This is a genomic window from Citrobacter sp. L55, from assembly GCF_002850715.1.
Taxonomy (GTDB): Bacteria; Pseudomonadota; Gammaproteobacteria; order Enterobacterales; family Enterobacteriaceae; genus Citrobacter; species Citrobacter braakii.
In genome coordinates, this window is record NZ_KZ559401.1 from 383,317 (window position 1) to 407,774 (window position 24,458).

The 24,458-nt window shown below is 52.2% G+C and carries 19 protein-coding genes and 1 pseudogene; 3 read left to right on the plus strand and 17 right to left on the minus strand.

Annotated features, from left to right (window positions below):
• Positions 1 to 16: 16 nt before the first annotated feature.
• The 17 genes and pseudogenes from B9P82_RS09230 to B9P82_RS29385 all read right to left on the minus strand — a co-directional run bounded on the left by B9P82_RS09230 (position 17) and on the right by B9P82_RS29385 (position 19,896).
• Complete coding sequence (locus tag B9P82_RS09230; protein WP_101700296.1) at positions 17 to 763, minus strand: hypothetical protein; 747 nt, start codon at positions 761 to 763, stop codon at positions 17 to 19.
• A gap of 8 nt (positions 764 to 771) precedes the next feature.
• A complete protein-coding gene (locus B9P82_RS09235; protein WP_101700238.1) occupies positions 772 to 1,632 on the minus strand; it encodes a hypothetical protein in 861 nt (286 codons plus the stop codon).
• Positions 1,629 to 4,124 (minus strand): penta-EF hand family protein, encoded by a 2,496-nt coding sequence (locus B9P82_RS28875; RefSeq protein ID WP_246842106.1) that lies wholly within the window; start codon positions 4,122 to 4,124, stop codon positions 1,629 to 1,631. Before B9P82_RS28875 ends, B9P82_RS09235 begins: the two co-directional genes overlap by 4 nt.
• Positions 4,125 to 4,135: 11 nt before the next feature.
• Entirely contained in the window at positions 4,136 to 6,490 is a 2,355-nt protein-coding gene (locus tag B9P82_RS09245) for a type VI secretion system Vgr family protein (protein ID WP_101700239.1), read from the minus strand.
• Entirely contained in the window at positions 6,490 to 9,147 is a 2,658-nt protein-coding gene (gene tssH / locus B9P82_RS09250; protein WP_101700240.1) for a type VI secretion system ATPase TssH, read from the minus strand. Before tssH ends, B9P82_RS09245 begins: the two co-directional genes overlap by 1 nt.
• 168 nt (positions 9,148 to 9,315) lie before the next feature.
• Positions 9,316 to 9,806: pseudogene (locus tag B9P82_RS09255) on the minus strand (Hcp family type VI secretion system effector).
• A gap of 4 nt (positions 9,807 to 9,810) precedes the next feature.
• Positions 9,811 to 11,493 (minus strand): OmpA family protein, encoded by a 1,683-nt coding sequence (locus B9P82_RS09260; protein ID WP_101700242.1) that lies wholly within the window; start codon positions 11,491 to 11,493, stop codon positions 9,811 to 9,813.
• Positions 11,493 to 12,221, minus strand: coding sequence for a type VI secretion system protein TssL, short form (tssL, locus tag B9P82_RS09265; RefSeq protein WP_101700243.1), 729 nt, complete (start codon positions 12,219 to 12,221; stop codon positions 11,493 to 11,495). The genes B9P82_RS09260 and tssL overlap by 1 nt, the downstream gene beginning before the upstream one ends.
• A complete protein-coding gene (gene tssK, locus B9P82_RS09270; RefSeq protein WP_101700244.1) occupies positions 12,218 to 13,567 on the minus strand; it encodes a type VI secretion system baseplate subunit TssK in 1,350 nt (449 codons plus the stop codon). The genes tssL and tssK overlap by 4 nt, the downstream gene beginning before the upstream one ends.
• Positions 13,568 to 13,585: 18 nt before the next feature.
• Positions 13,586 to 15,133: a type VI secretion system contractile sheath large subunit gene (gene tssC / locus B9P82_RS09275; protein ID WP_101700245.1), complete on the minus strand. Its 1,548-nt coding sequence runs from the start codon at positions 15,131 to 15,133 to the stop codon at positions 13,586 to 13,588.
• A gap of 34 nt (positions 15,134 to 15,167) precedes the next feature.
• A complete protein-coding gene (gene tssB, locus B9P82_RS09280; RefSeq protein WP_101700246.1) occupies positions 15,168 to 15,668 on the minus strand; it encodes a type VI secretion system contractile sheath small subunit in 501 nt (166 codons plus the stop codon).
• A 675-nt stretch (positions 15,669 to 16,343) separates the two neighbouring features.
• Complete coding sequence (locus B9P82_RS09285) at positions 16,344 to 16,955, minus strand: DUF2913 family protein (protein WP_101700247.1); 612 nt, start codon at positions 16,953 to 16,955, stop codon at positions 16,344 to 16,346.
• A gap of 91 nt (positions 16,956 to 17,046) precedes the next feature.
• Positions 17,047 to 17,595, minus strand: a complete 549-nt coding sequence (locus tag B9P82_RS09290) for a YagK/YfjJ domain-containing protein (protein ID WP_101700248.1) — start codon at positions 17,593 to 17,595, stop codon at positions 17,047 to 17,049.
• A 75-nt stretch (positions 17,596 to 17,670) separates the two neighbouring features.
• Positions 17,671 to 18,087, minus strand: coding sequence for a putative zinc ribbon protein (locus tag B9P82_RS09295; RefSeq protein WP_101700249.1), 417 nt, complete (start codon positions 18,085 to 18,087; stop codon positions 17,671 to 17,673).
• Positions 18,075 to 18,497, minus strand: a complete 423-nt coding sequence (locus B9P82_RS09300) for a putative zinc ribbon protein (RefSeq protein ID WP_101700250.1) — start codon at positions 18,495 to 18,497, stop codon at positions 18,075 to 18,077. Before B9P82_RS09300 ends, B9P82_RS09295 begins: the two co-directional genes overlap by 13 nt.
• A gap of 266 nt (positions 18,498 to 18,763) precedes the next feature.
• A complete protein-coding gene (locus tag B9P82_RS09305; RefSeq protein WP_101700251.1) occupies positions 18,764 to 19,024 on the minus strand; it encodes a helix-turn-helix transcriptional regulator in 261 nt (86 codons plus the stop codon).
• Positions 19,025 to 19,176: 152 nt separating this feature from the next.
• Positions 19,177 to 19,896 (minus strand): inovirus Gp2 family protein, encoded by a 720-nt coding sequence (locus B9P82_RS29385; RefSeq protein WP_371412080.1) that lies wholly within the window; start codon positions 19,894 to 19,896, stop codon positions 19,177 to 19,179.
• A gap of 297 nt (positions 19,897 to 20,193) precedes the next feature.
• On the opposite strand from B9P82_RS29385, the gene B9P82_RS28455 reads away from it, so the two are divergent.
• The 3 genes from B9P82_RS28455 to B9P82_RS09325 all read left to right on the plus strand — a co-directional run bounded on the left by B9P82_RS28455 (position 20,194) and on the right by B9P82_RS09325 (position 24,257).
• Positions 20,194 to 21,006: a hypothetical protein gene (locus B9P82_RS28455; RefSeq protein ID WP_168188436.1), complete on the plus strand. Its 813-nt coding sequence runs from the start codon at positions 20,194 to 20,196 to the stop codon at positions 21,004 to 21,006.
• A gap of 1,849 nt (positions 21,007 to 22,855) precedes the next feature.
• Entirely contained in the window at positions 22,856 to 23,611 is a 756-nt protein-coding gene (locus B9P82_RS09320; RefSeq protein ID WP_246842108.1) for a hypothetical protein, read from the plus strand.
• 349 nt (positions 23,612 to 23,960) lie between these two features.
• A complete protein-coding gene (locus tag B9P82_RS09325; RefSeq protein WP_101700253.1) occupies positions 23,961 to 24,257 on the plus strand; it encodes a hypothetical protein in 297 nt (98 codons plus the stop codon).
• The last annotated feature ends 201 nt before the right edge of the window (positions 24,258 to 24,458 follow it).

Below are 24,458 nucleotides of genomic sequence, written 5' to 3' on the forward strand. Positions count from 1 at the left end.
TTTTTGCGTTCCTTGTTCATTTTTCAATGTTTTTGAAAGGGTATAATGCTTTTTTATCTATGCTCTTTTTTATTTTCGACTTATCTACAAACGAAGGCCAATCATACGATTTGGTGATAAACTCCCATGAATAGAATTCATCACCACTATCTATAATTGATATATTCAGAACACTCCAACTCTCATCAGAGCAATGTGATTTTTTTGCGTAATCAGAATCAGAAAAACATGCCCGTATCTGCTCCTTACTATAAAATGGTATTTTAGAAAACACCGTCTTGTATGTCCCATCTTCATTTAACATCATAAAATCAGCTAGATCCATCTCCTTACCACCTCCTGAATAAGAAGTAGACCATTTCTGAACCAGAGCAACTGCATTTTGAGTTTTGCTTAATGGGTACAAGGCTGGAAAAATATTAATACCACTCTCTGATAAATCCTCCCCATCATCATCAAGACTATCTTTCATAGCATAGTTACTGAAGTCCCATACCTGAGAAACTAAATACCCTGCACCTGCGTCGTTTTTAATTCTCACAAGGACTCGTGATGATGTACTTAAGAAAATCTCATTTGGGTTATTTTTTCCCTTCCATATCTTTGCCTGATCATGTTCACCACAGTATTTTTTAACAGAGTTGCAAATGGCAGAATACTCAGCACTGTCACTTTTAACCCCAACAAATGGAACAGGTTTTATATCAGATGCTAAAACATAAGAAGAAAATAAAAAGTATGTCACCAGGATATTTTTTATCATTATGGCCATCAAGATTGCTTTATATCTTCAAACTTAACCCATCTAACCAACGGTTTCCCTTTAGGGCTAACGTAACCTACTTCTACCCATTTTTTATTCTGTGAAAATTGAATAACCTTAACCTTATCCCCAGCAACCAAGTATGCTTTTGTTATTGAACTTTCATCAGGGGATGAATATAGGTATGACTTACTGACATTAATTGATGTGGATGTCTCTAACTTGTTGATGTAATCTAAAACACCATTCAGCACCAACTGCCTTACATCCTTGTTTTCCTTTGATAAAGTTTGGTAATCGTTAACATTTTCACTACTCACTTTATCACAGCGCATCAAATTATTAGCATCCACTGTTTTTAGTGTTGAATATGAACCCTCAATTTTTCTTACAGCAGGTTTCATCGAAAGAAAATCAAAAGTGTCTGCATCATTATCATCAGAACTAGAAAGGATATCTTTACCCTTAGCCCATTGATAACCACAAGCCTCACCATCCCAATCACTTACGATGCAGCCATTACGCATATCAATAACACTACAATATGCTTTACTTACATACTGTTTCGCACCGTCACCAGAATCAAGATAATCACCGGCGACACTATTAACAACAAGATAGTTGCCGCTAGGTGAAACCTTACTAGATCCATCTTCTGTATAGTATCGATCTGTACGACTAAGATCGATTTTTTTTCCATTTTGACTAAATATCAACTTACTCCAAGCATCTGACTCAATATTATCGCCATGTTTAGGCTGGCTAAAAACAGCTGAATTTCCATTTTGAGACCTTACTTCTATATCAGCATGCGCAGAATTACAAACAGCGACAAACATCATAGATACAAATAAAAAATTGCTCTTCATAGTTTTGCCTTCAATTGATTATATCTTTTAGTAGAGTCAGTCATTCGTCGTGTTAGCCTATATTCATCCAATAATAGTCGTTCATTGCTTTCATGCTGAGCCCCCCACGTTTTTGGATCGGAGTTGATTGAAGGGTTATGGGAATGGAAATTTTTGATTGCTTCTTTGAAATCCGCTGTAACATTAGCGGGTCTATTAACAGACTCATCTAAAACCAATGCTCGTCCAAAATTACTTTTTGCATAATCTTTGATTTTAGCCCCATTACCCACAGAACCATTTTCTGCATGATGAAGCCGTTTAACAAAATCAAGAACTTGTAAATCCAAGTATTCTGGGAGAGATATAAGCTTAACTAATGCAGCCAGCGGCTTGTTGTGAATAACTTTTCTAAATGTGGTTTCACTACATCCATTTCTAATTAGATGCTTAAGCTCCGTTGCAGTTATTTTCTTGCCACCGGTCAATTCCGCATCGCTATAATACACGATAGAAGATGTACCACTCCCCTCAACAGTCCAACCACAATTGACAGCATGGGCAACATATAAATCTGAATGAGAATCTCTGAATGACGCTATCTGAGCGGATAACTCCCCTTTTCCTTCTAGTCCAGCGCCATCTTTTACAGTCTTCTGCATAGCCCCTGCGGTTATAACTTCGCTATCGTACGACTGGATCGCATCCATATTCCCTTCATTTTGAGACATTGCGATAAGAATATCTTTCTCATCCTCGGTGATCTCACCTGATTTCAACAACTCTTCCCAGCGAGGGTATTTATCCAAAGAAATTGTCCCGCTATAGATAGGACCATACTGAGTACCATATCTTGTTACTTTGAATTTATCAGCATATTTTAATTCACAGTCACATGCAGTCTCTTTCAATGCTGACAAAAATACCACTGGGTGCATATGCCAGACTGGCGCACCGCTGCTGAATCCCTCCACCTTGCTCATCCATTCCATGTCGTCAAACCACTTTTTGACATAGCTAACACAGAGGGGGTCAAGCTGTTTTAAAAACGTTCTCCATCGATGATGGCTGCTGCCGCCAAACCATTCACTGTCGTGTCTGACCACCATCCGCGCCGCGATATCCCTGACATCCAGCTCCGCGTAATTCACCGCGAGACGCAGTTCTTCGCCGGAAAGGTCACCGCTGTTATCACTGTCCATTTTCCGCAGCAGGGATTTATAGTAGTCAGAGACCTGTTTTTCCCGGATACCACGTTCAGGGCGTACCCACTCCGCAATTCTGGTGAACCCGTCCTTGATCCACCCCTCACGCAGGGATTTCGTCATATCGGATGTGGACGGTTCCTCAAATGTGCTGAAGCCCAGCTTCGTCAGGTCATACTGGTTGATATCTGCATCCACATCGGCTTCATTGAGCCAGGCCCCATCCCCGATATCAAACCAGCGCTTACCGTCTTTATCTGTGAACGGATGGCATTTGTCCTGCGGCATGATTTTGTGAATATCTTTCTTCACCTTTCCTTCAGTTTTGGTGAAGGTATCCCCGGAACGGGCATAGACCGAACTCTCCGGGTGAATATGAGCGTATTTCGGGCCAGTTTTCACCTGGGCCTTATTGCTCAGAAAATCGACCATCCGGCTGTCGGTGCTGATTACTTCAATGTGTGCGAACGCACTTTTCTCCACACCGTGTAAGTCGCAGGGGGCAATGTCTTCCGCGAGGTAACCCACGGCATCGCCAGCTGCAACTTCCATTTTGGTTGCCGGTTTAACGACGGTATCAAATGTGCCCTGCGCTACAGCCTGCTGCATCCAGGCCGGCAGGTGCGCCCTCCGTTTACCGGCAGGTGTCATATATTGCGGGTCGAGCGACACCCAGAACGCCCCGCCGGTCATTTCGGATTTGCTGTTGAGCATCCGGGCAAGCCCGAACGTCTGCGTCTGCCCCTTCAGATCGAAGGTGATCTCACGCAGCACAATGACGCTGTCGCCCGTTTTCAGCTTATTCTTCGCAACCGGAGCCTTATCTCCGTCTTTTTCTTTGCCGGTATATTCACGCTGACTCAGCCCGTCCCCCTTATCAGTAACCTGATACAGCTTGTGCTCCGGAAAGGCAGACAGCGGAGCAAGCCCGATATACAGCGAGTAAAAATCGAGGCTGTTGTCCTTTTTTTCGGGATCGGGGGTACAGGTCGATTTAACCAGCACAAACGTACTGGAATACTGCAGCGGGTTATTGATGTATTTACCGGTCAGATAGTCCTGATTAATACGCCAGGCCACCACTTCGCCGCCCGCCATAAACTGAAGCGGCACCGCCGTGTCTGCCGTCTCGTCTGTCAGCAAGGAACCCGGGGCACTCTTACTGGTGATGTGGATCCCGCCGTGCCACATGTTGTTTGTTCCGGCCAGCCAGGAGCCGTGTGGCTCCTGACAGAGCGGCTGCATCATGTCATCCGCGGTGGCGTAGTGCTCGCCATTGGCTTTTCGGGCAGGAAAACAGATTTTCATTCCGGTCATCCTTAACGTGAAGGGATATTACGTGTTTTGGGAGGCGTCACGCTGGCATTTGTCTGGCTGAACTTAGGCGGCGTGGTGTCCATGCTGCCACCAGCCATCGGCGAGCGGTAATGCGGGGATTTCACCAGGTAATCCCCCAGGGTTTCTTCCACTATGCCGCCGTTGTCCAGCGTGATACTGGAGCCGCCGCCATTGAGTCGCAGTTTAGGCGCACTAATGAGCAGCTCATCTTTGTTACTGCTGATGGTAAACAGCAGCTCTGATGTCATCTCCATCGAACTCGCCTCTGCGCGGACCTCAACATCCCCCTGATTGGCAATGAGCTTTGCCCCGGACTGATGAGCAAACAGCCCGACAGACTCACTGGCAGCCAGCGTGATGTTCTTCATTGCTCCCATATCCAGGTGCTGACCCGCACTCAGGATAGTGTTCTGCTTGCTGGCCATCTGAAGATGCTCACCCGAGGTGAACGCCACTCCCTGCGGTGCGCTACCCAACAATGCAGCGGACTGGAGGTCTTTCAGGCGGTTTTCCAGCAGGCTGTTTTGGCTTTCCAGGTCACAGGTGAGTGCCTTAGCCTGCTGCGCGAGAAGATTCAGACGGTTCATTTCTGCCGCCGACTGGTTAAGGCGCTCAATGGCCGGTGCCATATCCAGCACTTTGCCCTGCGCCGCTGGCTGCGCATCGGCGGTCAGGAACATCCCCCGTCCGGCACGCAGCGCGCCGTACTCATCTGTTCGCAGCTCAAACCCGGTACCGCGGAGTTCACGCTCACTGTCCACGACGTGGCCGCCGTTAAGCTGCGTCTTGCCAAAGGGTGTTGCGAGCTTGAAATGTTCTTCCTGACGCTTGTCTTCCAGGCGGAATTTGTTATCCCCCGCCGTACGCCAGATATTGCGCGTATGATTATCACGGGTGACGTGGTCCGGGTGTTCTGAATCGTGCTGAGCGTGGGCAATGTACGGGCGGTCAGGGTCACCCCCGTCGAACATCACCGAGACTTCAGTGCCATCAAGCAGCGGGGAGTGGAAGCCGTAGGTATCCCCGGCGTACGGTTTTGCCATACGCAGCCAGAGGTAGGCATAGCCCTGTTCGGTGCTGTTGCGGTCAAAATCGAGCCGGACGCGGTAGCGCCCCTGATTGTCGAGATACGCATAGGTGTCATGCTTCTCATCGCTTTCCACCCGGGCTGGCAGGGAGCCCGCCATCACCGGGCGGTTCAGCAGCGCCGGGCGGTAGCAGACCGTTTCACTGTACGGAATGCCCGTAAAGCGCAGCTGAAAGCCTTTGTCACGCGCACCAGAGGTGTGGACCCCGGTAATGACGATGCCGTCTTTGAGCGAATCAGGCAGACCACTGCCCTGCGGCTCCAGGACTTCACCCGGGGCCAGAACCGGGCTGCTCGCACGTCCCGTGACGGTCTGCTGGGCATTGAGGTAACGTTCATGACGCAGGCGGGCATACCAGGCACCGCTCTCCGGCGTTTCCGTATCCCCTTCACTCAGGAACGGCTCGGCATAGTGATACACCTCACCGGTGGTCGCCCCACTCTCCTGGCGAACCGTCACCGAACTGTCCTGTGGGGCCAGCGCATCGCGGTAGTTATAGTCGCGGGTAACCACACTACCGGTGACCACACGGTCTTTCGGCCGAATATCCCAGACGCTCTCCTGTCCGTTGTCGCTGGTGCGTGACGGCGGAATAATGGGCAGCTTCACGCCAAACTGATACTGCATCTGGCTGTCCTGGAAAATCACCACATCCTGTTCAATGCGGCCGTCCATCTCAAAGCGCCAGAAGATACCCACCTCAGCCAGCAGGCGCTGAACAAAAGCCAGGTCTGTCTCACGCCACTGGGTGATGAGCTCCCGGGCCGGATAGGTCTGAGACAGACGAAATTCAAAATCCGCTCCTTCCAGCCCATGGGAACGCAGGATTTGCTCCACCACTTCCGGCACCGACTGATTCAGATACACCGCACAGCGCTCGGTATGCTGCATCAGGGCAATACGCGGCACGAGTCGCAGGGCGTAGGTGATTTCATCCCCTGAGCCAGAGATCCGACGGAATGTATCCACCACGCCGTATACCGTGCGCACCGGCGCAGCCGGCGTGCCATCAAACAATGGCGTCTGAAAGGTGAAGGATGCCGGTTTCAGCATCATCTCATTGCTGGCAATGCTCGCCGCACAGGTGAAGGTGACATCGTAGTGCCACGGCTGGCTCAGCGTTTCACTGGCGCGAAAACGCAGCACGTCCAGAAAGTGTGAACAGTCATGGATATCCACACGATAACGGGACAGCCCCAGCACTTCGTCTGTTTTCTTCTGTGCTAGACTGCTCGGGTTCTCCATCATCAAGCCTCTCCTGTAGTGTCCGTGGCATCAAATTCAAGCACTATCCCCTCTTCGTCATTCCAGCAGAGCGTAAGGGAGTCCGGTTTCTGTTTCGCGGCCATGTGGGCCAGCAGTTGCTGGCTCAGCACCGGCAGGATTTGCTGGTTGAGCAGGTTGTCGACATTGCGCGCACCGGTGTCCGGCAACAGGCAGGCGGCGGTCAGCGCGTCATACAGGCTGCCATCAATATGCGTGGTCAGGCCGTAGTGACGGTTCAGGCGCTTGCTGACCTGTGACAGCTTCATTTCCACGATGGTGCGCATGGCGGCCTCCGCCAGAGGACGGTAAATCACCGTCTGGAAACGAGCGAGCAGTGCCGGCTGGAAGTGGTCGCGTAAAATCGGGCGCAGCAGTTCGTGCAGGTCTGCTTCGGTGGATTCAGGTTGTTCGTCCAGCAGTTGCATCAGGTGGTCACTGCCGAGGTTGGAGGTCATGAGGATGACGGTATTGCGGAAGTCGATTTCGCGCCCTTCGCCGTCACGCATAAAGCCGCGGTCGAATACCTGATAGAACAGGTTCATGACGTCACGGTGTGCTTTTTCCACCTCATCAAGCAGCACCACGCTGTACGGGCGCTTACGTACCGCTTCGGTGAGAATGCCGCCCTGACCGTAACCCACGTAACCCGGAGGCGAGCCTTTCAGCTGCGACACCGTGTGCGGCTCCTGGTATTCGGACAGGTTGATGGTGATGAGGGATTTCTCACCGCCGTACAGCACGTCCGCCAGCGCCAGTGCAGTTTCGGTCTTACCGACGCCACTCGGACCAACCAGCAGGAACACGCCCTGCGGACCATTCTCGGACGTCAGCCCGGTTTTTGCCGCACGCAGGCGCCGGGCGATGGCGGTCAGCGCCACGTCCTGCCCGACCACGCGCTTGCCGATTTCGTTTTCGAGTGTCAGCAGTTCGGTCTGTTCATCTTTCATCAGGGAGGAGAGCGGAACGCCGGTCCAGTCGGCAATCACGTTGGCAACCATACGGATATCCACATCCGGCCGGATTAGTGCACCGTCCTGCTGCAGAAAATTCAGCTGTTGCTGCAGGGTGTGAATATCTGCCTGACGACTGATGTCCTGACGGCAGGCTATCAGCTCCCCGACCAGCTGGCGCTCTACCTCAAGACGGGCTTCCTGCGTTTTCAGCTCCGATTCAAGCTCCGTACGCAGCGTGTCAATGACTGCCAGCCGGTCACCGTGTGACGATGCTCCTGCGGCAATGTCCTCCAGCAAGTCCTGTGTTTCCATCCCAAGCGCTATCAGACGGGATTTCAGGCGTACAATAGCTTCCGGCACGGTATCAAGACTCATGCGCACTCGCGCGGCGGCGGTATCCAGCAAATCAACCGCCTTGTCCGGCAACTGCCGGCCGGTCAGGTAGCGACGGGACAGGGTGACGGCCGCACGGACCGCATCGTCAGTGATGTGCACGTTATGGTGTTCGGCATAGCGGGATTTGAGACCGCGCAGCATCAGACAGGCGGTGTCGTCATCCGGCTCGTCCACCTTCACCATCTGGAAGCGGCGCTCAAGAGCGGCGTCACGCTCAAAATATTGTTTGTATTCAGACCATGTGGTGGCAGCGATGGTGCGAAGTTCGCCACGCGCCAGTGCCGGTTTCAGCAGGTTCGCTGCATCCGCGCCCCCCGCCTGGTTACCGGCACCGATAATAGTGTGGGCTTCATCGATAAACAGCAAAATCGGCACCGGCGACTGCTGTACAGCATCGATGACGTTTTTCAGGCGCTGTTCGAACTCACCTTTCACGCCTGCACCTGCCTGCAACAGGCCGAGGTCGAGAGTGCGCAGAATAACCGGTTTCAGGCTTTCCGGAACGTTGCCTTCAGCGATACGTAAAGCCAGACCTTCCACAAGCGCCGTTTTGCCGACGCCTGGTTCACCCACCAGAATCGGGTTGTTCTTGCGACGGCGCGAGAGAATGTCCACCATCTGGCGGATTTCAGTATCACGACCAAAGACCGGGTCAATCCTGCCCTCTTTCGCTTTGGCGGTGACGTCGAGCGTAAATTTATCCAGCGCATTTTGCAGCGCGGGGGTCAGTTCCCCCTCTTTCAGTTCTGCCCTCACCGGACGGCCAACAAACTCCACCTCACCACCGTGGCTCTGCGCCAGCTCTGCTTCCTGCTGCACGGCCGGACGTTCGTCCGACTGTGCGTCGAGCAGCGGACGCAGACGATCCAGCTGGCTCTGGCCCAGCGTCAGCAGCGGCCACAGCCCGTCACAGCGAACCAGTTTCTGTTTCTCAACCAGCGCCATCAGCAGATGGATGCTGCGAATTTGTTCCTCGCCGTTAAGAGAAGCAATCAGCCAGGCTTCCTGCAGCAGAGTCTGAATGGTATCAGACAGCTGCGGACGGTGTCGTACCGAACGCGGCTGTTTATCGAGCCAGCCCAGCAAATCCTGCCAGATGGCGTCCATGTCCCACTCGTAGCGGCGGGCCAGCACCGTCAGGTCACCTTCACCCTGCTCAAGCAGTTTCAGCAGCCAGTGCTCAGGCAAAATTTCTGCATGGGCGCGGGTCTGACACAGGGAGGCTGCCCCTTCCATCGCGCGGGCGCAGTAAGGGTTGAGACGTCGAAGGAGGATTGCCGGGTTTTCCATGTTTGCTTGCTCACTGTTGAGGACCGTTCAGGCACGCTACCGCCCCTGGCCGTTACCGAGGCCCATAAGGTCTGTTTCCGGGATGTGATGTTTTTTGCTCAACGCCCGCACAGGCAGACGCTCAGCAAAAGCAAAAAAGCGGACAGAGAAACTCTGCCCGCTCGTGACTTACGCGGTGGCGCGTTCGTTCCAGGAATCGGAATGAATGATGTTGCCGTCTTTGTAGGTCCAGGTGATTTTTTCGTAGCGCAGCTCAATCTGCTCCAGATGGTTGTGCTTCTCGAAAGAAGGATCCTTGATGTCGTGCATCACCGGATTCACCTTCACCACCTTCACGTTCTCAAGCTTCGTGTTGAAGTACTCCACTTCCTGACCCGCATCGTTGATTTTGTACCACTTGAATTCAGCGGATTTCAGGGTCTGACCGGTGGTCACCGCCTTGTACAGGTACGGGCTTGAGGAGTCGATTTCCTTGGTGAACCTGAACGGGGTGTGGATACGGGTACCGGTCAGCTTGCCAGTGTTGTTGTCGGTCGGGATGTACAGGTCATGCTGCTGTGCAACCACTTCGATGCTGCCGTCACGATCCTGAACGTCAACAGACCCTTTGATGTCCGCGCCGCCGTCGTCTTTCAGCCAAAGATAACAGGAATTGCCATGGAATTACTCTCCATTGTGTAGTGATGCGCCATCATCCTGCGATGACGCCTGGGTGTGGCCCGGTATCTGACAGGCATTCGCCTGCGGTACCAGACTGATTTCGACACGGCGGTTGAGCGCACGGCCCTCCGGGGTGTCATTGGTTGCGATCGGACGGCTTGCGCCATAGCCCTGCACCGCAAAACAGCTTTCCGGCACGTCACCGGTGTCACGCATCCAGTCACGCACCGCCTCGGCACGTTTCTGTGACAGCGTCTGGTTCAGCTGTGCATTACCTGTATTGTCTGTATGGCCCGCGACCACAATCAGCCAGCCCGGTTTGGCCTTAATGCCGACCAGAGAATTGACCAGCATTTTGGTCGAGCCGGTTTTCAGCACCGCTTTGCCGGAGTCAAACAGCGACATACTGTCGAGACGGACAATTTTAGGTACCGGCTTAAGCTTCGGTTTTGGCGGTGGCGGCGGAGGCACATACGTATCAATGGCCTGCTGCACGGCCAGCCACAGACGGTTGCCCGGATACAGCCCGAGCCCGAAGCGAGATGGCTCTCCCTGACGCTGCCAGCGCTCCAGCAACAATGCATCCTGCTGCAGGGCATGCAGGGCCTGCGCTTTCGGGGAATAGTGGTTCATCGGGATAGCCTGCCAGCGCTGAAGGTCGGCGCTGACCGTGCGGATAAGCGACTGGTTATGCCGTACGGACAGGACAATGGCACCCAGGGCGCATAACAGCAGAATCATCACCACCCGACGCGCGGTTTTGCCACCCTGCAACGGGGTGGTATAAGGAGCCAGCAGAGGAAGTACCGCATCGGCAAAATGCCAGCGCGGTTCACAGGCAGTGACATGGCCGGCAGGGGCAATGCGGGTCTGGCGGAACAATAACTGTGGCCACAGCGCGGCTGTCGAGGTGGATACCGACCCGAGACGCAGGGTGACAGCAAATGGTCGTAAGGCCGGACACAGCCTGTCCGCTTTGCTCAGTTCATCCAGCATCACGGCGTGAAGCAGCGATGTCGCCTGGGTCAGGTATGGCTGAATAAGAGCCGTCTGTGGGGACTGCTGCCATTCGCTGAGGGTGATGGCAGGTTCGTCTTCAGGACATACCAGGGTCGTATTTCCCCTTACCACTATCCAGGGCGTTTCCGGACCGCTGAATTCGGCACTCAGGACCACCGGCACGCTAAAGCCGGTCAGCTCCCGCAACTGCTTCATCTGCAGGCGGAATGCTTTCAAAGAGGCGCGCAACGGCGCCTCATCTTCATGCTGGTCCGGCAAACAGCGGTACATTACGGCGAGCTGGCCTGCCATCGTCGGCGTACGGGCCAGCAGACGCTCTGCAAAAGGCGTGAGTCCGGTCAGTTCCGTTATCCGGAGGTACCACCCCTGCGCCGTGCCGCGTGTCTGCCCTGCTGCGAACATGTTATCGTCCACATCCCCGCAGACCAGCACCACCGGTCCGGTATGACTGTCGGGCGGGAAAATTCCGGCCTCATCAGCCAGCTGTACCGGTCGCTGTTGACGGTAACGGCGACGAGCAAGCATGCCCGCAACCAGCAAGGCTACCAGAGTCAGGAAGGCTTTCCCGGCAACCGGCCAGGTCAGGAATCCCCATACCAGCCACAGCACGGCGGCAAGGCAGAGCACTACCGGCAGGGCCGCCCGGGCCAGGGTTTTTCCACGCATCAGGGCTGCTCCGGCAGTTGCTGGCGCAGCAGATCCTGCAACCACAAATGACCGCCCAGCCAAACCGCACCGGTCAGGATCACCGCCAGCACAATCCAGAACCAGACGGACCGCAGCAGGTTGTAACGACGGCGACCGGTCTTCTGAACCACCAGTGATGTCCCGCTTTCCAGCGGTGGCACTCGCTCATTCAGGGCAGCGATCACTTCATCGCGCTGAGACTGTCCCACCCCGGAGAGGCTGTATTGCCCCTGAAACCCCAGCGCCAGCACCCGCTGGTAGCAGGTCAGCACCGCAGGCTCCGGCGCGGGCTGACGCAGCACTTCCGCGATACGATCATACAAGGCTCCGCCCGCTCTCAGGGAGCCGAAGTAAACCGCCTGCAGTGGCGCAGAACGCCAGGCGCGTTGCCCGGCATCAAGGGTCATATTCAGCGCATCGGGGGCACTGTCGCCGGATACTGCCGCTTGCGCATTTTCCACTTTCTGAGCCACGGGTTTACGATTCATCACGGTTTCGTCCAGCAGGGCGCACTGGGCATAAGTGATGTGATCAATACTTTCAGCACCCAGCCCGGCGCGCTCCAGCGCCTCGCGCACGCTTTCCACCTGCGCTTTGCAGGCCGCATACAGCGCAGGGCCATCTGTCACCTGCCCACCGTGACGCAATTGCGCCACGGTTAGCCAGGTTTCCGCCATCAGGGCATCAATGTCGATAACCTTATTCATGAGCGCAGCACCGCAAACAGTTCAAGCTCCAGCTCGCCGAGCAGGGATGGAACGTAGAATACGCACACCCCCTGATCCAGCATTTCGCGGGCCGCATCACTCTCCATGTCCAGTACAAAGTACTGGTTCTCCAGACGCACAGGCAGTGCAGCAGGGACACGGCTCAGGGCAATGAGGCCAATTCCCTCGACGGCCACGCCGGATACTTCACCGACATTCGCCGGGGCACCGGCAATACACATCTCTGCGAACCGTTCAGCAATCTGCCATGCTGGCTGACTGGCTCGTACGGAAAGGTAAAAATCTGCTTCATCGCGCAGACGAATATCATGCAGTACCGCTTTCCAGGTTTCCGGATCCAGACGATCCATCCTGACCGCGACCACTCGTGACGGCAGGCTGGCCTCCAGCAGCTCACTGATGAGGTCAAACAGCGGCGGGAAAGTTTTTTCCGGCGCGCGGTGGTCATATCCCGGAATGGCATCCAGATCGTGCTCAAGCGAGAAGGTCAGCATACTGCCGGCAAGACGCGCCAGTTCGGCCCAGACCTGCTCAGGATGTCTGTCAGGGAAGCGCTCATACTCAGAAAGCACCCGTGCATGCGAGTTCAGGGCATTCAGCAACCAGAACAACGAAACGTCAGCGACCGCAAAATCGGCCATTCTGTCGTTGCTTTCACGACGCATGGACATCAGACGCTGACGACGGGAGCGCAACTGGCGATTCAGCAGCGCAAGACGTTCACACAGATTACGACTTGCCGAGAAGAGCGCCATCGGCGGGATAAAGTCAGGATCCTGACGCCAGCCCCCCTGCCCGTCCTGTAACAGACGGGCAATGGCGCAGGTATCCCAAGCACCGTTGTCTTCATGTCCGAAACGGAATGCCAGATTAAACCGGGCCACCGCCATCGACTCTTCTTCCTGACCGAAGCGGTCGGCGATTGTCTCCCAGGCTTCCCGATAGCGCAGCGGGCGCTCTGCAGGTAGCGTGTCTGTCTGCACATTCACGATCCCGGCCTGCATCACCGGTAACGCCACATACACTGTCACCGGGGCATTGCCGGCAGAAGCCGGTGCCTCGATCTCACGTGGCTCCGGAGGCAGGTCACTGAATCGGGTATCAACCAGTGTGTCATCCGGTAACCAGAGACGAAGTGACTGCGCCTGCACGCGGCCGGAGGCCAGCATCGCGTCATCAAGCTCAACCCGACCAACACCCCAGGGGAAAGCATTTCCACGGGCGGCAATACCAGCCCGGGAAAATGCATCCCATTCAGACTGCTGCTGGAACTGCTGAGGGGCCAGAAGTGCCCCTTCATTCCATAACGGACGATGAATTTTCATCCCTGATTTCCCCTCGCCTCAGGATTTGGCTTTCGGCATCTGGGAAACCAGCGACAGGTTGACGTCCATCCCTTCCACCTGGAAGTGCGGCACCGCATAGAGTTTCACGCGGAAGAAGCCCGGGTTATCTTCGATATCCTCCACGGTCACTTTGGCGTCACGCAGCGGGTGAGACGCCTGCAGCTCGTCGCCCGGGTCGGTCATTTCGGTGACCAGGCCACGCACCCAGGTGTTCAGCTCCAGCTCGAGCAGACGACGGTCTTTGGTGGTACCGATGTTTTCGCGCTGAATCAGCTTCAGGTAGTGAGCGATACGGGACAGCAGGAAGATATACGGCAGACGCGCGTTGATACGGCTGTTGGCCGTGGCATCTGCAGTGTCGTACAGGGCCGGCTTCTGCGTGGAGTTAGCGCTGAAGAAGCAGGAATAATCTCTGTTTTTATAGTAACTTAATGGAATAAAGCCCAAGTTCGCAAACTCAAACTCACGGGTTTCCGGGATCATCACTTCTGACGGGATCTTCACCTGATTGCCGGTACCCAGATCGTACAGATGAATTGGCAGGTCCTGCACGGCTCCGCCGGCCTGCGGGCCACGAATTTGTACACACCAGCCGTTGTTAATAAAGCTGCGCACCATATTGGACGCAAAGGCAAACGAGGCATTGGTCCACAGGTATTTGTCGTGATCCGGGCCTTTCACTTCTTCGACATAATTAAAGCTACGTACAGGTACGGTATCCGGGCCATACGGCAGGCGGCCCAGTACACGCGGCATTACCAGACCGATATAGCGGGCATCGTCTGTATCACGGAAGGATTTCCACTTGATGTACTCAGCGCGGTCAAAGTAGTTTCCGATGTCTTTAATGGCGGCCACATCCTCCATGCTGTCTTTCAGGAAGAATTTCGGGCCAGCAGAACCGATAAACGGCATGTGGGCAGCGGCGGAGACTTTTGATATATTACGCAGCAGGGCAACGTCCTGCGCAGACGCATCAAATTCGTAAGCGGAAATCAGCGCAGCGATCGGCTCTCCACCCGGGGTGTCGTACTCATCAATATATGTATGTTTATACAGTCCGCTCTGGATGATTTCCGGGCTGTCTTCGAAGTCCTGACGCAGGTCTTCTTTTGACATATCCAGCAACTCAACCTTCACGTTCTGGCGGAAATCGGTTTTGTCGACCAGCGATTTAACGCCACGCCACAGGCTCTCTACCGCCTGGAATTCTTCGCTGTGCATGACCGCATCCAGCTGACGGCTAATCTGCCAGTCCAGCTCCGCGATATGATGGTCAATCAGGTTTTTGTCGAGTTTCTCGACTTTTGAGCCCGATTTTGTCAGGCACTCCAGGAACACCTGCATCCCTGCCGTTAAACGTTCATCCGCCGTTGCATCCGACATCGCCTGCGCATCCTGCCAGATATCCAGCGCACTCAGCTCGGACACCGGGCTCAGGTTGATTTTTTCAAACAGGGACGCATAAACCCCGCCCGCAGCAGGACGTTCCAGTACCACACTCTCACCACCCGCGGCGTTCTCATTTTTTACAGACATCAGCATCTTCCTTATTAATCCGTTAAATCATCAGTGACCGTTATGGCTGTTTCGGTGCCAGGGCTGAAAGTTCAGCTCTGAGTTCTGCACTTAACGCCGGGTCGAGCAGAATTTTTTCCAGCTCCTTTCGGAAAGCCTGATTGTCCAGCAGGTTCGCTTTTAAATCGCGAAGCAGGTTGCGCATGGACAGCATTGCCTTCAGTTGCGGTATTTGGCGGGAGACCTCTTCAGGAGTGAAATCCTTCATGCTCCGGAAGGTCAGGCTGATGTTGTCTTCGCTACCGTCATCAGCCAGCGTGTTTTTAACGGTCAGACTGACTTTTGGGGAATATTCGGACAACACTGAGTCGAAATTATTTTTATTCAAATCAACTTTTTTGCGCTCAGACAGGGGGGCAAACTCCTGACCATTACTGAAGTCGCCCGCCACCAGCAATTTCAGGGGGAGCTCCGTTTTCTTGCTCGCACCACCGGTATGCAAATCAAGTTTTAAATTAATACGCGCTTTAGGGATTTCGGACTGAAAGGAAGAGTTAGACATGGCTGTCCCTGTTCTATGGAGTAATAGAAACGGTCAATGCCAGTGAGAAATAAATAAGAAAAAATTACCCTGCCAGAACAACTTTCCGGTTCGAGTCATCCGACGTAAATAAAAATCCCGGAACTAAAAAGCGGGCGCATTCCGTCCACCAGCATGCCGACGACACTGTACTTTGAGCATTTGTCTGAAATGAAAAAATTTCGGATAAGACCCAATAGCTGGAGTATAGGAACGTTCCCTGCCAGAGCGAAAACAAAAAAATGTAACAATATTTTACATTTTCAGATTTTAACAATTACAGATCATCTTTCTGATTTGTAAGAATTTTCTTGCATAGTCCCTTCAGGCCTTATGGGATAAGGATGTGCAGCAAATAATCAATTTAGCTTAGAGGGTAAAGTTGTACAAAATACCACCAATAACGTGAAATATCTGATTTTGTACTTTTATCAAAAATGAGAAGCAGGATGTGACTGAGCATGTGAAAAATTGATGACGTTTTCAGGTTTTATCATTTCTTATTATTCATTTAAACGGGGCTTATTTGTTTTCGTCAGAAGAAAGGAAATTTCACGACAGCCCTTTACACCTCCCTCAATACCAGGAGGTGGGCACGATCTGGATACCTGCCATTCAGGGAATTTCAGATTACCTGATGCGTTGAGAATATTTGTCCTATTGCTCAGGTTGTAATGCGATCCGGTTCGATGCCATCATGACAGACGGGAGGAGATGGTCCTGAAAAACCTCTGTACATGCTGACAGGTTGCCCGTCACCAGAAATTCCACCGGTGCAACCAGTTTGCCCTCATCCGAAAATCCACCGTTCAGTGCCGACTTCCTTACCAGCAGTGCATCTGTATCGCTGTATTCCTGGACCAGAAGCGCTTCATTGTCCCAGTCACCGTCACTCACCGCTGCATTGACCCAGCCCTGCGATTTAAGCTGTTCAATTGCGTAAGTCAGTCGATACAGATCCGATTGAGCGGAAACAGAACCTGTGCAGGAACGCCACAGATATTCAAGGCGATTAAGCAAACTGGCAGCCAGGCCGTTGTTGCGCCCCAGTACCAGTAACCCCTCAATATCGGATGCAATGGTTCGTGGAAACCGTTTTTGCTTATACGCCACCGTTAACCAGCGTAGCAAAAATGTATGCGTACTGAATGGCGACAATGCCTTGTCATCCTGCTGCGCGGTACGTAATGCGACAAGGGCGCACCAGGCAAAATGTGCAAGTTCAGCGACGGTTTGTTCCGGAGGTAGAGTATCGTGAGTTCTTTTCATCAGGGAATTATATCGGTGCTGAGGGTACCGGAAAAGACCAAAAAGTGATCGTGTGGGGTCAGACGGAACATCATCACGGTAACCAGTACGCTCACGGGCAAATAACACCCGTTCTGGCCGTAATCACGGGAGGTACCATGTTATCCATTCCGGCCTTCAACCGACCAAACGGCACGGTAAAAGAGTTCTTATCTGAACGACTGATGATGAAAGATGACATGCTGGTAACGTTATTATCAGTGTGTATCACCGCACACCATGCCTCTCTGAGTATCCTGCTCATGTCTTGCTGTACGACCACATCGCGCAAGGCTCCCAGCGTATCAAGATTCATCAGCAGCACCATTTTGCACTCTGGTGCACTGACAGACTCCCACATCCATCGCAGGACCGTTGGCGGTGAACTCTGGCGCGCCTGCTGACGCTGGCGCGAATATTCACCAATTCGCAGCCAGACTTCGGTATGGAAACGCAGAATCAATGCCCGATTATCGGTCATGGTTCCACTGCGCGGTAACAACGCGGTAAAGCTGAACGCCGCCAGTCGCGGGTAATGGTCAACGGCCTGTTGCAGAAATGCACGTGTGCTGACGGCATCCGCGCTGACAGTATCAGACGCCCGTATGTAAGAATGATTCACAATGCAGACTCTCTTTAGGTTAAATCAGGGAGGGAACCGCCTCTATGGCGGTATCGGGTTCATAAAGACGGGGAACTATCCGGTACTGCAGCAGTAGTTTCTCTGCCAGTTCACTTCTTCGATGCTGTAGATACCGGTCTGGCACCGGTAACAGTGCTTCACGCCCTGATAATGGTCACCGCACCACACACAGTACCAGGACAGCGTCATTACCGTTGCATCCAGTCCGTTGAGCATATTGCGCAGCTTCCTGTGCCGGGCCTCAGCTTTCACTTCCGGGTCAAGATGAGCACAGTTCATCAGCACATCCCGGGCCACGGTTTGCGTATCGTGTTCAAACCATGCCGGGTCGCTGAAAGTGCCGGCATGCAGCACCAGACGACAGCCACAGGAAGCACAGCTCCATATTTTCCCCGGTGCGCTCATGGCCTCACCGGCTGTCACAAAGTGACCTTCACGGTCATTTGCCAGGTAACATTTCAGTACGCGCATGCCGTTACCTCTGCAGTCCGGATTTCAGCATCAGAGAGCGTCCTGCTGAACTCACCGGTTCGGCAGGTCAGGCAATAGCGCTCACCGTGATAATTACTGTCGCAACCACTGCAGTGCCAGTCGGCGTAGAAAACCAGGGGACGGGCTTCCGGTACATAAGATTGCAGTTGCCGGATATGGCGGGTCCCTTTCGCTTCCAGGTTGACATACGGACAATGCTGTCGCCCGTTATCTGTCAGCATGTCGGACCGGTGTTCAAAGAACGGTCGCTCAGAGTTGTATTCAGGATGGTATCGCAGCGCACTGCCGCACAGGTGGCAGGTGTAGCGGTCATACGGATACCGTTGTGCCGTTCTGGCCCCGGTGGGACGACCATTACCGTCAAGGGCCATGAAAGATTTGGCGTACATCGTGGTGCTCCTTATCGCCAGACAACACGCAGACGTAAGCCGTCCCGGTATGGGCAGCGTGGCAGTGTGAATGCGGGTCAGTTATGCGTTAGCGGAAGATGATTCGTGGTATTCAGCCTCTGCAGACTGCCGGGGTTACGGTTTTGCAGGCGCTACAGAGGTGCGAAAACAAACGGGACAGGGTCTGGCACCACAGTACTGCCGCCGGCAACGGGGACACTTCCAGCGCGCCGGAATGCCCTGTGGTTGAGTATGGCGTCGTTTCTTCACTCGGGTATCCCTTCTGCTCTGGCACCGCGGGAGTCGGAAATGCGCTGTTGCATCCAGGTTTCCACCTCGCTTCTGCGCCAGCGGGAGCTGCGGCCCAGCTTGATGGGTCTGGGAAACAGGCCGTCGCCAATCAGTTTATAGAACCACTTGTCCGTCATACCGGTGTACGTGGTGATAAAGGTCATGTCGATAAGCGGGTCCTGAGCTGAAAGCAGTGTGTCAGGGCTGGCATTAATGTTCGAATTCGTCGTGGTCATGGTATTTTTCTCCCTCTGAGGATATGGCTGTCGGGAGACGTCCGGTAGTGGTTGAATCATGGGGTTACCGGTTCGCCTCAGAGGATAGGGAAACGTTGTAAAAAATTACCAGGCCCGTACGTTCAGGCCTGGTGAATCGATATATGCCTGGCTCAGCCGCGGCTGCAACCGAAGTTACGTTCACCATCGCCGGTGACTTTGGTTTCGCGTTTGGCAAGATAATCGGCCTGCGCCAGCGCCTGTTGAAGCTCTGTGGTATTACCGCGCGTCAGCCAGGACACTGGACTCGCAGGAAAACGCGCCAGAACGGCATGCGCCTGTGCATCCACTTTCAGGGCGCTGCACCACGCCTGTTTAATCATACCTGCAAGCGAATCCGGGTCTTTGTAATCTCCCGGTCCGCACCACGTATCGCGGTTCAGCAACAGCACCGCGTGGTAATGCTTCTTCCCTTTGATTTCACCAAACTCCCGCGCCCAGACAAAACGNCTGCACCACGCCTGTTTAATCATACCTGCAAGCGAATCCGGGTCTTTGTAATCTCCCGGTCCGCACCACGTATCGCGGTTCAGCAACAGCACCGCGTGGTAATGCTTCTTCCCTTTGATTTCACCAAACTCCCGCGCCCAGACAAAACGTAGCGTGGTCGGCCAGACGCGTTTGCCCTCGCGACGTTGCCGCGCCTGAAGGGCATCAATCCGGGATTTCAGGGAATCGGTGAAACGGGAGATAACAGCCGCATCGGTGGCCGCTGGCGTATCCGGCAGACGGAGGTCAACACGCAGGGCCAGTAATCGGGTGTAAGCGTTAAGTGCACAACTGAAGGTATCGGCGATGCGTTGCTGCCAGAAAGGGTCGTATGTGTAACTCATTAAAATGGACTCCGGTGGGTTATCGTTCATAGCCATTACCAGCGCCGTAAAAAATAACTTTTTGCCTTCAGCGGGTCCCTAAGCAGGTCCCCAGAGGCGGATGGATTCGATAAAATATCGGGGGTGGCAGGGAGATATATGCAACGGGTAACAGCACTGCGACTGGAGCCATGAGATAACAACGTTTCAGATGCAAGGTGACCTGAAGGCTGCCAAAAAACAGACTTCCCGTTACCGACATCTCCAGGGCTTCAGTGAACAATGGACATGGACAGAAGATAACCAGAGGAAATAACGATGATTGTTGACGTTGAGGAAACTCCGGCGATCGCGCTGGCACTGTTGAAAGAAATACTTCACAACTGGCAAAAGACCATTCCGCCATCCTGGCCCTCAACCTGGCCTGTATTTAACCGGCTGGTTGAACGTCATGACGAGATGGTGGTGGTTTACAGGGAGATAGCGTCCAACAGTCTCTCCAGGCAACAGCTCTGGGTGCTGCTTGAGCAGATTATCCATGCCGGTAGCTTTGGAACCGATGAGCGCTTTGCACAACTACGGGCTGATCATCAGGAGCTTACGGCCCTGAATGACAGTATCAGCGCCATGAGCCAGAAACTGGCTGAAATGCTGGAGCGACGTACTGAGCTTAGTGGGAACGGTCACTTTCATTGCGAGCGTATGCGTAAACTCACCGAATTTATCGATGATGCCGGAGAGAAGAACGGTCATTATCAGCTTCACCTTAAACCAGAACTGCAGCGGCTTAATAGTTTCGATCTTAAGTACTGGCCTGACATGGCCGGGATTATTCGTTCGCTGGGTATGGAGGAGGTTGAGGTTACATTTGCTGATGAAGCAACTAGGGCGATTATCAACGCCCGTAGGCCTTCACGGACGGATTTCTTCAGAGAGTTATTCGATAACATCAGTATGCAAAAAACCGGGGACTACTACGCCTTGCCACGGAGCTTTAAACTCTCAGACGCAGCATTGGCGACGATTTGTAATATCACACGCGACCTTCCACCGGATGAGCTTGTTGACGCGGTTTATGTGAAACGTACCCGTCATCGACTGAAAGAACAGGGTTTTAGCGCGGTATGGTGAAGCCACCAGCCCCATGTAATAGCCATTGCCAGGTTTACTTAAGCGTTTGATGATCGCAATCCCCCTTTTGTATTGACCAGGCTTAAAAAGGGGCTGTGGTTACCCTGAAAAGTAAATATTACCCCTGTGGAATGTATATACCCGGGGTAAGAGCCCCTGTACCAGTCCCCCGTTGCCATCATGATATTATTACCCCGTTCAATAAGCCCGATAAATAATCGTTATCGGGACTACTGCTAAAACGCTCTGTAACGCATCAGGAGCGCCATATTCATACTAACCACAGATTTCCACTACCGTGTTATTCAATGCGCTTATGCAGGCTCACAGGAAGCTATGGCGGTATAAGGCACTACAGCGCTCAATTACTTATTAAATAACTTGCGGTGATTACCAGGGTAATCACCCTATTCCACGTCACCTCAATCAGGTTATTCTGTTTACGATACAATCATGACTATTATTACCAACACGGATAATGCCCCGTTTACAGTCGTTACCAATGGCCTTGTTTACACATATCAAAAAACTTTCAGGGATAATGGGTCACCGTAGTATCTGTAACTGACAGGTATTGTAAGCGTCAATATCAGGCAGACAGAGCAATACCAACAGGCTTACTACAGGTTAGTTCACTGACTGAGCATTTAACGCTCATCACTAATACGCAGACCAGTAATAAACCATTGATACTCACCTGCTGATTTTCAGGCATGACCATTCACCCCAAATGTTAATGTTAACCAGTAATCACCCTGCCGTTATGATTATTAGATTACTGATGTTAATCATCTTCACTTTTATCCTGACGAGGACTAGTCAATGGTAATTTCGACTCAATTCAATTCTGTTTTCTTAATGATAGATTTTTAATGAGTGCTAAACATTCAGGTTGTGACTACATTGAATAGTGTATTGTTTACCTGATGGCAATGATTGCTCAATGGATACCATCCAATAGTACTATCCCCTTAGTGAATACCTTCAGATAATAATACCGCTCAGGCATAACCCACTTACTGATAACACATCATCGATTACTGTTACAAATGATAAACCCCCTTCTTTAATATATTAATACCAATCCAACACACCAGGCATAACAATAACGATGAAGATAACCACGCCAGACAGCACTTACCGACAATAAACGCCTGTATCAGTTACTCTGGAATTATCTTTTTTCAATAACATAAAAATAGACACCACGTCACATCAAATAACCTCAATCAAATTAACCCCGTATCATCACTACCCGCAGAAGCCCTCAATCCTGATTATGAGCAACAAAATGGAAATACCTCATGGCAGCTCGACCAGATACCAGAAATGCCCCCTGAAGCGAACCAGGAACCATGATGGGGATGAAAACGAAAGCATGTAGGAGAACAAGGTAACCTGTTGAGACGATACTCATGCAGTAAACAGAGAAGCATCTGAGAGATAAACAAAGAAAATGACAACTTTAAAACCATGGTAAAACCTTGTCAAAACCAGTATAAATCAACAATAAAACCTCACGATGACTACCAGATGTGTTTTTAAGTGACGATAAAACCATCATCGTGATACTGTTTAGCTACAAAAATCACCACCATAACCACTACTATGTAGTTTACTATTACAGGTATCCACAATGGTTGTACATTACGACAATGGCAGACAAAATCTTATAAATACCCGTGACCTGAGAGTCTGTGCTTTTTATGCCGGGTGGCTGGGTGTTAATAAAATAATTAACACCCGTGACATTCCTCACCAGGATGCAGAAAGTTGTCGACAGGCACTCAACAAACTGATCAATCAGTTCATACAGAATGCAGAACAGCGGGCAAGACTTTTTTCTGATATGGAAACAGCCCGCGATGAAAACATCCTTCCGCTGGAAAGTTTTGACTGGCTAAAACAGGATGAACGGGCAACATTCTGGTTATGGGCGTATATTTGCAAGGCCGGAGACTACGAACTTGGCATTGATAAACCAGCAAATGCAGAGTTCGGAAAGAACTGGTATCAGCGAATGAATCTGAGTGTATCTCCGACAAGCCACCAGGAAAGAATTAATATTATCATCTCTTTTTTCGACAACATTATTATTCCGACCCCACCGGTAAATCATCTCAAGCGCCAGGTCATGGACAGGCTGAAAGACCAGTGGAAAAATATTTACAGCAAACCAGCTCCGCTGAAATGGTTACCTGATGAAGAAGACGCGGTACTGTGGGCATGGAACAGCCTCAAATCGCTTCAGGAAGAAAGAAATGCGCCCACTATCGGGCTCTCATTAAATATTTCAACGCCAGGAATGAGCACCTGGTTTACTCCTCTCAGCCATACTGAACGCAATTTAGCTCTGCGTGCCGCACTCGATTTATGGGACGATGCACCGGATACAAAGCGTTTATTCCTTCTGAACCTGAATAAAGCCTGGAACCAACAAAAATTACGTCAGTCTCGTACCGATAAAAAAGCACTCAATACCTACCTGAAGAACGACACCAAAACACGACTGGACTTTATGGCTGAACGCAGCGGAGTTCGCATCAGCGATTTGCTGGAAACACTGATTAATGACCATTACCGAAAAACCTGTGGTGGTGAGTGAGGATGTTGCACTGAAAACAAGGTGAGCGGAGACAGCAATACAGACCAGAAATGACATTCAAAATAATTTCAGACCTATATTACCAGTGTGAGAACGGCAGCAGAAGTGCTGCCGTTTTGTTATTTCACTCACGGAGGTTAATGTGTCCAGTAAGAACAAACGGGGTCCCGATACCCTGTTACCGTCGTTATTCCTTCTCCCGGGTCAACTGTCCCACAAAACACCCGTGCGTATGCTTCTCGCGCTAAGTCACAGCTATACTTTCTGTTCCGGTACCCAGGTCTCTCTGATACACGGTCCGCCAGCTCATGAAGGCGGCTATTTATTGCCAGTAATAAGGGAGAAGGAAATGCATTGTCCGAATTGCGGTTCACAAAATATACAGCTGCGTCATGTGGGTAAAAAGACGGGAGGGGTCATTGGCGCAACAGCCGGAGGCCTTGCCGGGCTTGAAGGAGCCTCCACCGGTGCGCTGATAGGTTCAGCCATTCCGGTTGTCGGTACGATAGTCGGAGGCCTCATTGGTTTTCTGTCCGGCGCCTGTGCTGGTGCGGTGGCAGGCTCTCTGGCCGGAGAACAACTGGACGGTACCGTCTTTGATGAATACGGCTGCACGCAGTGTGAGCATATCTTCAGTGCACCGTAACGTTAATAAGGGTCAGCCCATCCTGCACAAAGCCTGAGCCGCTGACCGTACTCGCTACGGCACGACTGATGACAGGGCGTGTCAGCATGCTGTCGTCATTTCAGCTACCTGGCACTAACCCTTTGTTAATTCTCCTGTTTACTGAAAGATGAATTTTACTTTTTCTTTTCCGCCATTACGGGGGATGGACATAACGTGTCC